Raw genomic sequence first — 15,328 nt, 5'->3', positions numbered from 1 at the left:
CAAGTGGCGTTCGAATTTAGATGCCACATTATCCAGATAGTCGTCTTTCTCCGAGCGCTCGGGCCAAGGTCCGCCTCGAGATATCGTCGCTTGTAATTGCTGATTACACTCTCCTGCAGGACAACTCTGTGCAGAAAAATGGCGGTGCAGGGCGCAATGGCTCTCGCTATTTGCTTGGTCATGATCCGCAACCAAGGAAGCTACAGATTCCGCTATGCATCGCATGCTAAGCAACATGAAACAGTTATCAGTAGGGTAGAGGGAAATGCCTGTCAGTCGCATGACGCTAAAATTACAACAATGTAATGTGGGGGTAATCTTTCTGTTGGTCCGTAAATTCTACTATGGGGGTCGTGTGTGGCTTCCTTAAACAATATTAGAGCGGCAAATAGGTGCCGGGTTTTTATCGTTACCAAATGGTGTGATGTCATCATATCTGCAACGATTATTTAAATACTGGACGAAGCGGTTGCACTGAGGAGCGGCCGGAGTGGTTGCAATTAACATAGCTGGACTCCTGCTGATCGCGCTCATGGTATGGGGGTTCTGTCTGTACAAAGACGAAACAGATGTTCAAGTGGCCGGTGATACGGCTCCATCAATTCCGGTCAGTCACCAAAGCTGCTCATTTTGAGAGTTTGTGAATCCCCTTGCGCAGCGGTAGTTGTGTCCGCTGATGTAAGTGTTAGCCAGGGTCTGATAGTGGATGCAGTGTTTGAAGTCGCTGTGCCTGCTCTCCCACTGAGAAAATATGTGTTTACGTGCCAGATGCGGATGTATCGGGGTGGTTTAACTGTGAAGGAGGTGTGATATGACGAGTGCCGAGAATGAAGCAAAGCAATGGCTTACGTCTAGAAATATCGCCATCACTGCGTGATGAGATCGAATCGCACAAAGCCAAACAAAAAAGGAAAAATTAGCATGGCCTGCTATTTATCCAACAATCTCGCTAGATTCTGCAGCCGCAATCGGGTTCGCACTTCTCGAGGTCGAGCGGTATTGCGATTGCTGATGTTGTGCCTAATGACGATTCTACCGATAAACGCAAATGCTTCGGAGGGCGGCGCTACGGACCCAGTTCTGACGGCGCGGGCAGCGGTGTTGCTAGCGCTTGAAGACAATCCTGGCCTTGCAGCAATGCAACATCGCTACGAGGCGCTGCGGGAAGTGCCTAGGCAGGTCGGTAGCTTGCCGGACCCCATGCTCAACATCAACGCGATGAATTTCCCAACGGACAGTTTTGATCGCGATCAGGAGGGGATGACGCAACTGCAGTTCGGGTTTAGCCAAGAGTTCCCCTTCCCCGGGAAACTGGATCTCAAAGAAGAAGCTGCGACGTTTGATGCGATCGCCGCTGGCTACTCTGTAGACGAAATGAGAGTAAGGCTAGCGAACTCCGTCAAGACAACCTGGTGGCAGATACACTACCTCGATCGGGCGTTGGAGACGCTGGAGAAAAACAAGGAGCTACTGCGTCAGTTTATTGCAGTGGCCGAAACCAAATATGAAACGGGCAGGGGACTACAGCAGGATATTTTGCTCGCGCAGCTGGAACTTTCCAAGCTGATTGAGCAGGGCATAAGTCTGGTGGCTTTGAGAAAACACCAGTCGATACAGCTTAATACGCTCATGGATAGACCGGCCAGCTCTCCTGCGGCGCTCGCTGACGTTGATATCAGCTCGATGCCGGGCATCCTCAGCGAAACCGAGCTCTTTGCGATCGCGAACGAATCCAGGCCGACCTTAAAAGAGAAGGAGACTCAGATGCAAGCGGCTCTAGCGCGGCTCGAGCTAGCCAAGAAAGACAGGTTTCCGGATTTCAAGCTCGGTGTCATGTATGGAGAGCGGGATGGTGATAACCCGCCTTTCATGGGTGGATCACGAGCGGATCTCTTCTCGGTAATGTTTGGAGTCAAGATACCGCTTTATGCAGGCCGCAAGCAGTCAGGAGCTATCTCTCAAAAAACCGCGGAAGTCGCGAAGAATCGCTACGCGCTTATTGATGAGAAAAGTGCCGTGAGATCTGCCATTGCAACCGCTATCACCGACTATCAGAAATCGAGGGAGCAGAACGAATTGTTCAGCACAGGCATCATTCCACAAGCCGAGCAAACGGTGCAATCGATGCTCGCTGCCTATCAGGTGAGCGAAGTTGACTTTCTCAACTTGGTTCGCAGTCAAATGACTTTGTTTAACTATGAGCTTCTGTACTGGAAGTCGTTCAGTGAAGCCAATCAGGCGTTATCGCGTCTGGAGGCCGCAGTAGGAAGGGTGTCCATCTATGAGTAAAGCGACAATTGCAACAGCGGTCATCATGCTTGGCCTCGGATTGGCCGGCGGCTACTGGTTATCTCAGGACATCACAGGCGAAACAGTCGCTGAGGAGGGCGGCCCCGAGCCGCTTTACTACCGTAATCCAATGAACCCAAGCGTCACCTCGCCCGTCCCGGCGCAGGACTCGATGGGGATGGACTATATCCCCGTATACGCGGAGGAGGGGAGTAGGTCTCGCGACCGCGATATTTTGTACTACCGAAACCCGATGAACCCGTCGGTCACTTCGCCTACCCCCATGAAGGATTCCATGGGTATGGACTATGTACCGGTGTACGCCGAAGGCGAGAGTAGCGATGTCGTCGGCACAGTAAAGATCGATCCTGTGGTCGTTCAGAATATCGGAGTTCGCACCGCGATAGCGAAATCTGAATCCATAAGCCGGACTATAAGAACCGTTGGTCGCGTTGACTTAAATGAGGAACGCATGGCGCGGCTTCATCCAAAAGTACAGGGCTGGATAGAGGAGCTGTACGTTGACAAGACTGGTGAAGCTGTCGCATCCGACGACATACTCCTGAGCATCTACTCCCCGCAGTTGGTTTCCACCCAGCAGGAATACCTACTGGCACTGAACAATCTGGCTGCGCTGGGAGAGAGCCCCTTTGAAGAAATTCGCGAGGGTGCCAAGAACTTGGTGAGGAGTTCGCGTGAACGGTTGCAGTTTTTGGATGTACCCGAACACCAGATAGAGGAGTTAGAGAAAAGTCGGGAGATCAAGAAGAGCATTCACATTCACTCGCCTGTGGATGGCACGGTGCTGCGAATTGGGGTTCGTCAAGGACAGCATGTAACGCCCCAGCAAGAGCTCTACATGCTGGCCGACCTGAGAGAAGTATGGGTACTGGCTGACATCTATGAAAACGAGATTCCTTGGATAAATGTCGGCGACGAGGTGGAAATGACGCTCACATCTGTACCCGGTAAGACCTTTACAGGTGAAGTGGCTTACATCTACCCCTATTCGGAGGCAAAGACCCGGACCACCAAAGTGAGACTGGTGTTCGACAATCCTGACCTCCTGCTCCGGCCCGATATGTTCTCCAAGGTAAAGATACTGTCCGACACGCGCACCAACTCCATTGTCGTGCCATCAGAGGCAGTCGTGCGCTCTGGAGGCAACCCGCAGATATTTGTCGTCAGGGAGCCCGGAAAGTTTGAGCCCAGAACTGTGAGGCTAGGCGTGGAATCAGGCGGTCGCGTCGAGGTACTAGACGGTGTTGCTGATGGAGAAGAGGTGGTGACATCGGCGCAGTTCCTGGTTGACTCCGAATCAAATCTGCGCGAGGCCACCGCCAAAATGATGGACGCACTTAAAGGCGAAGATCTTCAAACTGAGACTGATCACTCCGCGCACTCAGGTGATCGCGAGAACATGGATGGAAACGATTCTGAAATGTCTGAGGGGCAGGGCGGTGCTCGTAGCGATACGGGGCATGAGATAAGCGAGGAACCAGACCATGAGATGGGCGAAGACGCTCACGGAGGAACGGTTCATGATTAAGGCGATCATCAATGCGTCCCTGCGTGATCGATTTATGGTTCTGGTGGCGACCTTCATTATCGGCGTGGTCGGCATTTTCTCTTATAAGAACGTTCCGCTGGACGCGATTCCCGATTTGTCGGATGTCCAGGTCATCATCTTTACGAAGTACCCGGGGCAGTCGCCGCAGGTTGTGGAAGATCAGGTGACCTATCCGCTGACAACCTCGATGTTGGCTGTTCCCGATACGAAAGTTGTGCGGGGCTATTCGTTTTTTGGCCTGTCGTTTGTTTATATTATTTTTGAAGATGGCACTGACATGTACTGGGCACGCTCGCGTGTTCTCGAATCAATCAATTACGTCAGCGGACGATTGCCTCAGGGTGTTACGCCCACATTGGGGCCCGATGCAACCGGCGTGGGATGGGTCTATGAATATGCGTTGGTCGATAGAAGCGGTAAACACGACCTGGCGGAGCTTCGCTCTTTGCAGGATTGGTATCTCCGCTACCCACTTCAGACGGTAGATGGCGTATCGGAGGTTGCATCTGTTGGTGGCTTCGTCAAGCAATACCAGGTCGAAGTAGATCCCAATGCACTACTTCGCTACAACATTCCCCTTGGCAAAGTCACGATGGCGATCAAGATGTCCAATAAGGACGTAGGTGGCCGCCTGGTCGAGATGGCCGAGACCGAGTACATGGTGCGGGGTCTGGGCTATATACAATCCATCGATGATCTCAATTCGATACCCGTCTCCGTTGATGACAATGGTACGCCAATCCGTCTGCGAGATGTCGCGAATGTGCAGATCGGCCCTGAACTGCGGCGCGGACTCGTGGATCTCAATGGAGAGGGCGAGGTTGCGGGTGGTGTAGTCATTATGCGCTTTGGTGAAAACGCGCTGGCAACAATTCAGGCTGTGCGGGCAAAACTGGAAGAGCTGAAAGCAGGGCTTCCCGAGGGCGTTGAGATCGTCCCAGTCTACGACCGTGGTGATTTGATTGAGCGAGCGGTTGACAGCCTCAACACATCACTCGCCCAGGAACTGGTTATCGTAAGCATCGTGGTGATTTTGTTCTTGCTACACGCGCGCTCTGCGTTTGTAGTCATTATCACTCTGCCTTTGGGCGTTCTGATGGCCTTTATCGTGATGCGGGTCCAGGGCCTTAACGCCAACATCATGTCTTTAGGTGGGATCGCAATCACCATCGGGACCATGGTGGACGGTGCCATTGTGATGGTGGAGAACGCGCATAGCCGACTTGCCATGGCTCGCGACGCCAAGGGCAGTGATCTCCCGATCGAGGAGCGTTGGAAAACGATCGGCGAGTCTTGTCAGGAAGTAGGCCCAGCTCTGTTTTTCTCCCTTCTTGTGATTACTGTATCGTTTCTCCCCATTTTCACGATGCAAGCGCAAGAAGGAAGGCTTTTTAGTCCGCTGGCTTTCACCGCGACCTATGCCATGGCGGCCTCGGCAATACTGGCCATCACACTGGTACCGGTAATGATGGGTTACTTTCTGCGAGGCAAGATCATTGCGGAGCACAAAAACCCGTTGAACCGCGCGCTCCATGCACTCCATCGGCCTGCTTTGAAAACGGCGATGCGCTGGAGGGTAGTGACTGTCGTGTGTGCTATAGCGCTTCTAGGCGCTACCTACTACCCCTATTCCAAACTGGGCAGCGAGTTCATGCCGCCGCTCGATGAGGGCGACATACTGTATATGCCCACAACGTTCCCCGGAATATCGATCACCAAGGCAAAGGAACTGTTGCAACAAACGGACAAAATACTCGCCACGTTCCCCGAGGTACATCATGTGTTTGGCAAGGTCGGCCGTGCAGAAACTGCGACTGACTCCGCGCCACTGGCAATGATCGAAACCACTGTGCGGTTGAAACCAAAAGAGGAATGGCCCGATCCGGGCAAAACAACGAAAGAGCTGATGAGCGAGATGGACGCCGCGATCCAGTTTCCTGGTCTCGCCAACGCATGGACCATGCCGATCAAGACGCGCATCGACATGCTTTCTACTGGCATCAAAACGCCCATCGGCATCAAAGTATCGGGGCCTGATCTCAATGTCCTGCAGGAAGTCTCTCAGGACATTGAGCAGGCCATGAAAACGCTTCCCGAGACGACCTCCGCGTTTGGGGACCGCGCAGTCGGTGGCTACTACCTCGATTTTGACATCAATCGGGAAAGTGCCGCGCGCTATGGACTCACGGTTGGCGCAGTACAGGACGTTATTCAAAGCGCTATCGGGGGCATGAATATCACCGAAACCGTGGAGGGATTGGAACGCTATCCCGTAAATCTGCGCTACCCCAGAGAGCTTCGGGATGATCTGGAAACCCTCAAGCGCGTGATTATACCCACACCAACCGGTGCGCAAATTCCTCTCGCTCTGGTAGCCGAGATCAACTATACGAGAGGTCCGCCGGTCATCAAGAGTGAAGATGCGAGACCCAACGCCTGGATCTATGTAGACATATCAACATCAGACATTGGCGGATTCGTGACTAAGGCCAAAGAGGTTGTTAACCAGCAGGTCGACATTCCGGCTGGTTATACGCTGACGTGGTCGGGCCAATTCGAGTACATGGAAAGAGCGGCGAAACGGCTTAGCATCGTAGCGCCTGCAACGCTGTTCATTATTTTTCTGTTGCTCTACTTCAACTTTCGCAATGTTATCGAGCCGGTTGTCGTGATGATATCGATACCCTTTGGTCTGATAGGTGGAATCTGGCTCATTTATTTCAACGACTACAACGTGTCGGTTGCGGTAGCGGTTGGGTTCATTGCGTTGGCGGGCATGGCGGCAGAGATTGGCGTGCTTGTGTTGAGCTTTATCGATACAGAAATTGCCGAGCGCAGAAGTGAAAGCGCAAGGCGTCTTACATTAGAGGAGATTCGGGATTCTGTACTGAACGCAACATCTAAACGAGTAAGGCCGGTAGCAATGACCGCCATTTCCACGATGGCGGGTTTGATACCAATCATGTTGAGTAGTGGCACAGGATCAGATGTCACCCATCGAATCGCCGCGCCCATGCTCGGCGGAATGCTGACCGTGATGATACTCAATCTGCTGGTGCTGCCTGTGATTTATAGCTTTGTTCTCCAGTTTCAGGAAAAGCGACGCGTTGTGGCCGATAGCTCTGAAGTACAGGCCGCAGATGGGCCAGCAGGTTCGGTTTCATGATTATTGCGATCGCGTTAGCGTTCGGGCTGGTCGCCTTGACGTTTATGTTTCATTACCGGGCGTTACTTTGGCTGGGATCAAGAGTTACCCAGTTTAGAATTTCTACGCAGGCAAAAGTGCTATTTGTCGTTGTGACGCTCTTTCTGGTACATATAGCAGAGATCGGAATGTATGCGATCACCTACGGTGTCTCTGTCTCCGTTCTGGAGCTTGGAGTTTTTCAAGGTGCCTTGATCACGGATGCGATGAGCTATCTCTACTATTCGGGCGTGATTTATACAACGCTTGGCCTGGGTGACATTGAGCCCCAGGGCCACATCCGCTTTATCACAGCCATGGAAGCACTCAACGGTTTTCTACTTATTACATGGTCTGCGTCATTCACTTTTCTAGCGATGGGGCGTTTTTGGCCATGGGAAAATAGATGCGACAAACCGTTTGCGCATGTGGACACGACACTTGTCAACGAGAGGGGAAGTAGAAAATGATTAGAATGAGGAGATTATATGCTGCTAGGGCAGCGGTAGCGGCAATGTTTGCGATGTTTCTAGTTGTGGCCTGCTCGGAAAAGCAACTTGTTCCCGGTCAGCAAAGCGGGGTCAACATCATCAAGATGGAGGTGTTCAAGACCCCAACTTGTGGTTGTTGCAATAAATGGGTAGATCATCTAAAGAACGAAGGGTTCGCAGTGATCACGAAAGATCGGGTGAGTCTTGATGCAATAAAAGAGGGGTACAACATAGATCCTCACTACCAGTCGTGCCATACGGGTGTAGTGGATGGATATGTCTTTGAAGGCCATATTCCCGCGAGGTTGATTAGGCAATTTCTAGACGACATACCGGAAGGCGCACTCGGATTAGCAGTGCCCGGCATGCCCATAGGAAGCCCTGGTATGGAAATGGGTGAGCGATTCGATAGCTACGATGTGCTGTTGCTGAAAAGCGACGGGACCAGCGAAGTATTTTCCCATGTTGATGGCCCAGAATAGGTGGACCGGTGTCTAGTTGATAAGAGCGGGTGGGAGTGTCACGGCCCTTTTGGTGGCGGTCGTGTTGTTCAATGTAGGCATTTCGATGCACAGTGAAGCCTGTGATGCCCATTGACAAGCTTATATGCAGCAGTGCAGCAACTCCCATCTGACTTCGGGTGACCTGTAGAGCCTTGCGCAGCTTTCATTTATTGCGGTTCATCGTGAGCATTGGAAGGATCCTTTTTATCAGGCCCTGCTCACCGGGGCTGCAAGCGCTCAATTTTCCTATTGAGCGGTTTTTTAGCCCGCACTGTTTTTGGCGGGGTTGGCTCGGTTACTGGTGCGTAATTCAGTGAAAATACCCCTTGCAGGATTCCCATCCGTCACGACCTTCCTGTTGCTGGACCTGGCGTTTATCCTAATGGGTAAGGCGATGTCGGCACTCCAGGTAGTGTCCCGTCAAGCGGTGTAATCCCGGTCTCCATTTTCATCGCGTCAGGCGGCCTTAGACTGTGGCAGTGGGTTGGCCTGGTCTTCCTTGCTCAGCACACGCGCCAACGTCTCTTGGCTCATGTGGCGGCGTGTCACCTGCCACTCATCTGCTTGCTCAGCCAGCAATGTTCCCACCAGCGGCATGATGGCGGCGTTGTTCGGGAAGATACCGACCACCCGTGAGCGGCGTTTGATTTCCTTGTTCAATCGCTCCAGGGAGTTCGTTGGCGCCAGCTCATGCCCATAGCCTGCACCAGCTTCGTCCACCTTGCGAGTCGATATAGCCTTCACATAGGCCTCCTGCACGACGGCAACCAGCGCTTGCTCCGAGGCCTTGCGAGGTTCAATGAAGCTCGGCAGGTAACTGCCTGTGCGCAGCTTCGGAATGCGTAACTCCATCGTCCCCAAGCGGGTCACCAGCGTGCGCTCTCGGTAACCGTTGCGCTGGTTGACGCTGTCCTCGCTGCGCTCGTGCCGACCCGCGCCACAGCGTTGCTCTGCCTCGGCGTCCATAAGCCGTTGCAATACCAACTGGCCCAGCTCTCGGAGCAGGTCATCGTGGTGTCTCTCCGTGTCTGGTTGTCTCGCAACCTCCAGTTTACGGAGACCCACGGTGGCCGCCACCACCGTGAAGATTTACACCACTCATGGGGACACTATGGCACTTCAGAAAGCGGATATTATTGGTATTTCCTCATTGCCTGTCAGCTTTGAACAATGATTGGGTCGGTGTCAAATCCACCTGAGGGGCGATTCTGGAGCAATTGTTGGTACTAGAGGTTTTCCTGCTCTTTCTGGGGCTGGCCAGAAGGCAACGGAAAAATGCTCCTGTTGCAGAACCTTCAGGAGAGTTTTTGGGCCCCGGCGTCAGCTGTGGGAAGCCGGAGTAGCCGACAAGTTCCGCAATATGCCGCATTGCTCCACTGTCCGACGGTTTGAGCAACTGAGGCGCAGCATTCTCAGTTGCTCGTTCAGCTTGGTGAGTTCCTGGATACGCGCCTCCACCTGCTCGATGTGCCTATCCATCATCCGGTTCACGTCGTCGCACTGCGCACCGGGCGAACGGTTTAATGCCAACAACTGCCGAATCTCCTGCAAACTGAGATCCAGGCTGCGACATTGCTTGATAAACAGCAGTTGCTCAACGGCAGCTTCATCGTATAAGCGAAAATTGCCTTCACTGCGTTCTGCAGAGGCAATCAAATGCTCCTTTTCATAATGGCGGATGGTTTGCACGGAGAACCCAGTCACTTCCGACACTTCGCCGATTTTCATGATCTTTCATTACTCCGATTGACTCTATAGTTGTTATAGAGTTTATAGTGGCGGTCTGTACACCCACAAGGGCTTTATTCGATGTCTGACCCGTGCAATGACAATTGTCAGAGCAACAAGATTGCCAATGGCCCCACCTCTGCAATAGCCAATACTGATATGGCTTCTCAACATGGCTATGTCAGTGACTACCGAGTGCGAAAAATGGACTGCCCATCGGAAGAGGGGATGATCCGCATGGCCTTGGACAGTATTGAGCCCCGGGTTTTACTGGAGTTCGATACACCGAATCGGAAGGTGCGGGTATTCCATGGCGACAATGGGGCTGCCATCGAGGAGAGGATGCGCTCCCTGGGGCTGGGTGCCACGCTCGAAAAAACCACCCCGGTGGGGGAAGAGGATCTAGTCTTGGCCAGGGAGAAGGAAGAGGCAACCGCCCAGGTCGAAGCCGGTATTCTGAAGTGGTTGCTGGCCATCAACGGCGTTATGTTCGTGATTGAACTGACGGTAGGCTGGCTGGCGCAATCCACTGGCTTGATCGCGGATTCTCTAGACATGTTTGCTGATGCCGCCGTCTACGGCGTGGCACTGTATGCCGTTGGACACAGTGTGCGGATGAAGCTGCGCGCTGCGCATTTTTCAGGCTGGCTGCAGTTGATTCTGGCGCTGGGAGTCCTGGCTGAAGTCGGGCGGCGATTTGTCTTCGGCAGCGAACCTGTATCCGCGTTAATGATGGGTTTTGGTGTTGTGGCCCTGGCCGCCAACGTCTGGTGTCTGGTGCTTATCGCAAGAAACCGGCACGGCGGCGCACACATGAAAGCAAGTTGGATATTTTCCGCTAATGATGTAATCGCCAATGTGGGGGTTATCGTCGCCGGTGTATTGGTCGCCTGGACGGGTTCCCGTTATCCCGATCTGGTCATTGGTCTGATCATCGGTCTGATAGTGCTGAATGGCGCCCGGCGTATTCTGCAACTGCGCTATTAGTCCTGGCCCTTTCTCGCTGCTCGGATTCATGCCGGCAGAATTCCGCGCCTGGGCGGCCTATTGAAATAGTCTCCGTTCTTGCCGGTGCTTATGGAGAATTTCTCTCTTAACCATGCCCATAGGTGTGGGCATCTTTGTGCATATGGTCCGGGTGCTCGAATTCCAGTGTTGAATGACTGATGTTGAATTCCTGCGCCAGAGCCTGCTTTATCCTGTACTTGATGCTCTCAAGCTGATCCCATGCACTTTCCTCGATAATTACATGGGCCTCCAGCGAGGCATCGTGTTCGCCCATCTGCCAAAAATGCACATGGTGAAGGTCGACAACGCCTTCAATGTTGGACAGGGCAACGATGACGGCATCGGTATCGATATCCACCGGGCTGCCCAGCATGAGTGTCCTGATGGTGCCGCCGATTTCTGTCAGACCCAGGTAGAGAATGTAGCCCGCGATGCCGATGGTGATGGCAGGATCAACCCACCGCATGTCGTAGAGTAAAATAAGGGTCCCACCAATGACCACGGCGACCGACGCCAGTGCATCCGACAGATTGTGCAGGAACAATGCACGGATATTGACACTGCCTTTTTGCATCGAATAGGTGAGCAACGCTGTCAGTGCGTCCACGACCAGGGCGATACCACCCAGCCAGACGACCCACCAGCCCTTGACCTCTGGAGGATCAATGATCCGCATGCCACCTTCGTAAATCAGGTAGAACCCGATAATGATCAAGGTAGTGTAGTTGATGAGGGCAGCAACGATTTCAATGCGTCCGTAGCCAAAGGTCATCCTTGCGTCAGCCGGGCGGCGCGCAATTTTTTGCGCCGCGAACGCGATGACGAGTGATGCCATGTCAGAGAAGTTATGGAGGGCGTCGGCGATGAGGGCGAGACTGCCGGCAAAAATACCTCCCCCAATTTGAGCCAGGGTCAAGATCCCGTTCGCCCAGATGGCGATAGCAACGCGTTTATCCTTGATCTCGGGGGGCATATGCACATGATCGTGGCTCATCGGACTAACCTCGCTGGGGGCTATTGATAAAAATGTATTTGGTGTACTTAACCTACTCTTTACATAGTTACCTGGTTACCTGGTTACCTGGTTACCTGTGCCTTGGCGACTCTGTGGGTATTGGACCATTGCTTATTCACCCTTTTTGGCAGTTTTCAGGAATTCCGCCAAGCCTTCTTCTGCAGCTTCTTTGGTCGAAAACGGTCCGATATTTTGACCTTCACGGGTTAAAAAATACCAGTCACTGTTAATGGCGTGGATGCGATGTGTTCGAAAGGATGGAACTTCTTTCGAGTCGTCTTTTCGTTGCTTCCTTGGATCGTTCATAGTCTTTCCTGAGTATAAAACGCATTAAAGAACGCTGAAAAAACCATGGGGAGACTCCTCCCCATGGTAGGGCTTTGGTTAACTATCAGAGTCGTGTTTAATGTCGCCTGTGGGCTCGGAGTCGCTGGTACTTCTGCCATGCAACAACGCATAGAGCACAGGGAGTACAAACAACGTCAACAGGGTAGACGAGATAATCCCGCCGATCACCACGGTCGCCAGAGGACGCTGGACTTCGGCGCCGGTGCCTGTATTGAGGGCCATGGGCACAAAGCCGAGACTAGCGACCAAAGCGGTCATTAAGACCGGCCGCAGGCGGATCAGGGCACCTTCGACAATGGCCTTCATCAGGTTACCCTGCTCGTGCCAAAGATCGCGGATAAAGGCGATCATCACCAAGCCGTTTAACACCGCCACCCCGGAGAGGGCGATAAAGCCAACACCCGCCGAGATCGACAGGGGCATGTCTCGCAGCCACAGGGAAAGAACTCCACCGGTGAGGGCCAGAGGCACGCCGGTGAAGATGATCAGGGCATCCTTCAGGGAGCCGAAGGCCATCACCAAGAGTGCGAGGATGATGGCGAGGGTCACCGGCACCACGATGGCAAGCCGCTGGCTGGCGGATTGCAGTTGCTCAAAGGTACCGCCGTAATCCAGCCAGTAACCAGGGGGCAAATCGACTTCGTCCGCAATGCGTGCCTGTGCTTCCTCGACAAATCCACCCAGGTCGCGGTCTCGCACGTTGGCGGTGACTACCACCCGACGCTTGCCGTTTTCCCGGCTGATCTGGTTGGGCGCGGGTGCCAGTTCAAAATCGGCCACTTCCGACAGGGGTACATAGCCACCGTTCGGCAGGGGGACTGGCAGGTCCGCGAGGCTGTCCACATCCCGGCGGATGTTTTCGGGCAGACGCACCACCAACTGGAAGCGGCGGTCGCCTTCGTAAATCAGGCCGGCGTTTTCGCCCCCGATACCGGCTGCCACCAGATCCTGGAGATCATCCACGGTCAGCCCGTAGCGGGATAGCGTCATGCGCTTGGGGTGAACCGACAGCATGGGCAGCCCGGTGACCTGCTCGACCTGGATATCCGCCGCACCCTCCACGGTTTCCAGCACCTTTTGGATAGCCTGCGCGGACGTTAGCAGCAGCGCCATATCATCGCCAAAGACCTTGATACCGAGATCGGCGCGCACACCGGAGATCAGTTCGTTGAAGCGCATCTCGATGGGCTGGGTGAACTCATATTTGTTGCCGGGAAGCAGTTCCACCGCTGCTGCCATTTCCGCCACCAGTTCATCCTTGGTCTTGCCAGGATCCGGCCACTGGGCGCGGGGCTTGATGATGACAAAATTGTCCGCCACACTCGGCGGCATGGGGTCGGTGGCGACATCCGGCGTACCGATTTTGGCGACGACCTTGTCCACCTCCGGAAATGACTTCAGCACATCCTCCAGTTGGGCTTGCATCTCGATGGACTGCTCCAAGCCCGTGCCCGGAATACGCAACGCGTGGAGGGCGATATCCCCTTCATCCAGTTGCGGGATAAACTCTGAGCCTAGGGTGGTGGTGAGCCAGATACAGCCCGCCACCAGTGCGGTAGCGCCACCCAACACCAGCCAGCGGAATCGGAAAGCGACCAGTAGGGCCGGCCTGTAGAGCGATTTGGCGCCCTTGATCACCGGGCTTTCCTTTTCACTGATCTTGCCGCCCATAAAGACCGCCACAGCGGCGGGCACCACGGTGAGTGATAGCACCATGGCCGCCAGCAGGGCCATCACCACGGTGGCCGCCATGGGGTGGAACATTTTGCCCTCGACGCCGGTGAGGGCAAAGATCGGCAGGTACACCACGGTAATAATGGCGACACCGAACAGGCTGGGGCGAATGACCTCGTTGGTGGCCTCGAACACCAGTTGCAGTCGCTCCTTGAGGGCTAGTTGACCATTGTGCTGGGCCTGGGAAAGACGCCGGATACAGTTCTCGACGATGATGACCGCGCCGTCGACGATCAGGCCGAAGTCCAGCGCACCCAGGCTCATCAAATTGGCGGACACGCCCGCTTGCACCATACCGGTGATGGTGGCGAGCATCGAAAGCGGAATGACTGCTGCCGTGATCAAGGCGGCGCGCAGGTTGCCCAGCAACAGAAACAGCACCACGATCACTAGCAGTGCCCCTTCAAGCAGGTTTTTCTTCACCGTGGCGATGGCCTTGTCCACCAGCGCCGTGCGGTCGTATACCGCCTCCACCTTGATCCCGTCGGGCAGCGACGGTTGAATGGCGTCCAGCTTTTCGGCCACCGCCTGTGCCACTGCACGGGAATTTTCCCCCACCAGCATCATGGCCGTGCCCATCACCGTTTCCCTGCCGTCGCGGGTGGCGGCCCCGGTGCGCAGCTCCTTGCCAATGGCCACTGCAGCTACATCGGCGATTTTCACCGGCGCGCCGTCCCGGTTGGCGATCACCACCTGTTCGATATCGCCGATGGTTGCCAACTGCCCGGGGGAGCGTACCAACAGCTGTTGTCCGTTGCGTTCGATATAGCCGGCGCCGCGATTTGTGTTGTTGGCCCGCAGGGCACTGACCAGTTCATCCACCGTGATGCCGAATTCCAGCAACAGCTGGGGTGACGGCGTGACGTGGTACTGCTTGTCGTAGCCGCCAACGGTGTTGACCTCGATCACGCCGGGCACTTGGGCCAGCTGGGGTTTGATGATCCAGTCCTGGATCTCCCGCAGTGCCGTAGCATCCAGCGGACTGCCATCCGCTTGAGTGGCGCCGGGCAGGGATTCTACGGTGTACATGAAAATCTCGCCCAAGCCCGTGGCGATGGGACCCATCTCCGGCTCCAGGCCGGGAGGCAGGGCGCTCTTGATGGCGCTCAATCGCTCATTGATCAGATTGCGGGCGAAGTAGATATCCGTGCCTTCTTCGAACACCACCGTCACCTGGGACAGGCCGTAGCGGGACAGGGACCGGGTATAGGACAGGTTGGGCAGGCCGTACAAGGCCGTCTCCACCGGGAAGGTGATGCGCTGCTCCGCTTCCAGGGGCGAATAGCCCGGTGCCTCGGTGTTGATCTGCACCTGGACATTGGTGATATCCGGCACCGCGTCGATGGGCAGGCGCTGAAAACTCCACACGCCCACGCCGACCAGCACGAGAATAAGGGATAACATTAAAAACCGTCGCTCTACCGAGAGACGTACGATGGCATTGATCATCATAGCCTC

The 15,328-nt window shown here is 54.5% G+C and carries 11 protein-coding genes; 6 read left to right on the top strand and 5 right to left on the bottom strand.

The genetic code is table 11. The annotated features are described in order from the left end of the window. The first annotated feature begins 1,023 nt into the window (after positions 1 to 1,023). The 5 genes from EGJ68_RS11095 to EGJ68_RS11075 are packed head-to-tail and all read left to right on the top strand — an operon-like array spanning position 1,024 to position 8,016. Positions 1,024 to 2,289, top strand: a complete 1,266-nt coding sequence (locus tag EGJ68_RS11095) for a TolC family protein (RefSeq protein WP_233248771.1) — start codon at positions 1,024 to 1,026, stop codon at positions 2,287 to 2,289. Beyond that, a complete protein-coding gene (locus EGJ68_RS11090; RefSeq protein ID WP_233248770.1) occupies positions 2,282 to 3,838 on the top strand; it encodes an efflux RND transporter periplasmic adaptor subunit in 1,557 nt (518 codons plus the stop codon). The genes EGJ68_RS11095 and EGJ68_RS11090 overlap by 8 nt, the downstream gene beginning before the upstream one ends. Continuing rightward, positions 3,831 to 7,025, top strand: coding sequence for an efflux RND transporter permease subunit (locus EGJ68_RS11085; RefSeq protein ID WP_123034592.1), 3,195 nt, complete (start codon positions 3,831 to 3,833; stop codon positions 7,023 to 7,025). The genes EGJ68_RS11090 and EGJ68_RS11085 overlap by 8 nt, the downstream gene beginning before the upstream one ends. Continuing rightward, positions 7,022 to 7,513: an ion channel gene (locus tag EGJ68_RS11080; protein WP_123034591.1), complete on the top strand. Its 492-nt coding sequence runs from the start codon at positions 7,022 to 7,024 to the stop codon at positions 7,511 to 7,513. The genes EGJ68_RS11085 and EGJ68_RS11080 overlap by 4 nt, the downstream gene beginning before the upstream one ends. A 44-nt stretch (positions 7,514 to 7,557) precedes the next feature. Further along, on the top strand, positions 7,558 to 8,016 hold the full coding sequence (locus EGJ68_RS11075; protein ID WP_233248769.1) for a DUF411 domain-containing protein: 459 nt from the start codon (positions 7,558 to 7,560) through the stop codon (positions 8,014 to 8,016). Between the two features lie 477 nt (positions 8,017 to 8,493). On the opposite strand, the gene EGJ68_RS11070 is transcribed toward EGJ68_RS11075, so the two are convergent. Further along, a complete protein-coding gene (locus EGJ68_RS11070; RefSeq protein WP_408609908.1) occupies positions 8,494 to 9,102 on the bottom strand; it encodes a transposase in 609 nt (202 codons plus the stop codon). A 255-nt stretch (positions 9,103 to 9,357) separates the two neighbouring features. Next, positions 9,358 to 9,765 carry a Cd(II)/Pb(II)-responsive transcriptional regulator gene (gene cadR / locus EGJ68_RS11065; protein WP_123034590.1) on the bottom strand — a complete coding sequence of 136 codons (408 nt, stop codon included), beginning with the start codon at positions 9,763 to 9,765 and terminating at the stop codon, positions 9,358 to 9,360. 81 nt (positions 9,766 to 9,846) lie between these two features. Here cadR and EGJ68_RS11060 point away from each other — a divergent pair, with 81 nt between their 5' ends. Beyond that, positions 9,847 to 10,752, top strand: a complete 906-nt coding sequence (locus EGJ68_RS11060; protein ID WP_123034589.1) for a cation transporter — start codon at positions 9,847 to 9,849, stop codon at positions 10,750 to 10,752. 106 nt (positions 10,753 to 10,858) lie between these two features. On the opposite strand, the gene EGJ68_RS11055 is transcribed toward EGJ68_RS11060, so the two are convergent. The 3 genes from EGJ68_RS11055 to EGJ68_RS11045 all read right to left on the bottom strand — a co-directional run bounded on the left by EGJ68_RS11055 (position 10,859) and on the right by EGJ68_RS11045 (position 15,319). Next, positions 10,859 to 11,767 carry a cation diffusion facilitator family transporter gene (locus EGJ68_RS11055; protein ID WP_123034588.1) on the bottom strand — a complete coding sequence of 303 codons (909 nt, stop codon included), beginning with the start codon at positions 11,765 to 11,767 and terminating at the stop codon, positions 10,859 to 10,861. Positions 11,768 to 11,899: 132 nt separating this feature from the next. Continuing rightward, on the bottom strand, positions 11,900 to 12,094 hold the full coding sequence (locus EGJ68_RS11050) for a DUF6316 family protein (RefSeq protein ID WP_123034587.1): 195 nt from the start codon (positions 12,092 to 12,094) through the stop codon (positions 11,900 to 11,902). Between the two features lie 78 nt (positions 12,095 to 12,172). Continuing rightward, positions 12,173 to 15,319, bottom strand: coding sequence for an efflux RND transporter permease subunit (locus EGJ68_RS11045; RefSeq protein WP_123034586.1), 3,147 nt, complete (start codon positions 15,317 to 15,319; stop codon positions 12,173 to 12,175). Between the last annotated feature and the right edge of the window lie 9 nt (positions 15,320 to 15,328).

It is taken from the genome of Haliea alexandrii, from assembly GCF_003719295.1.
Lineage (GTDB): Bacteria > Pseudomonadota > Gammaproteobacteria > Pseudomonadales > Halieaceae > Haliea > Haliea alexandrii.
This window is presented reverse-complemented; position numbering and strand designations above follow the sequence as displayed.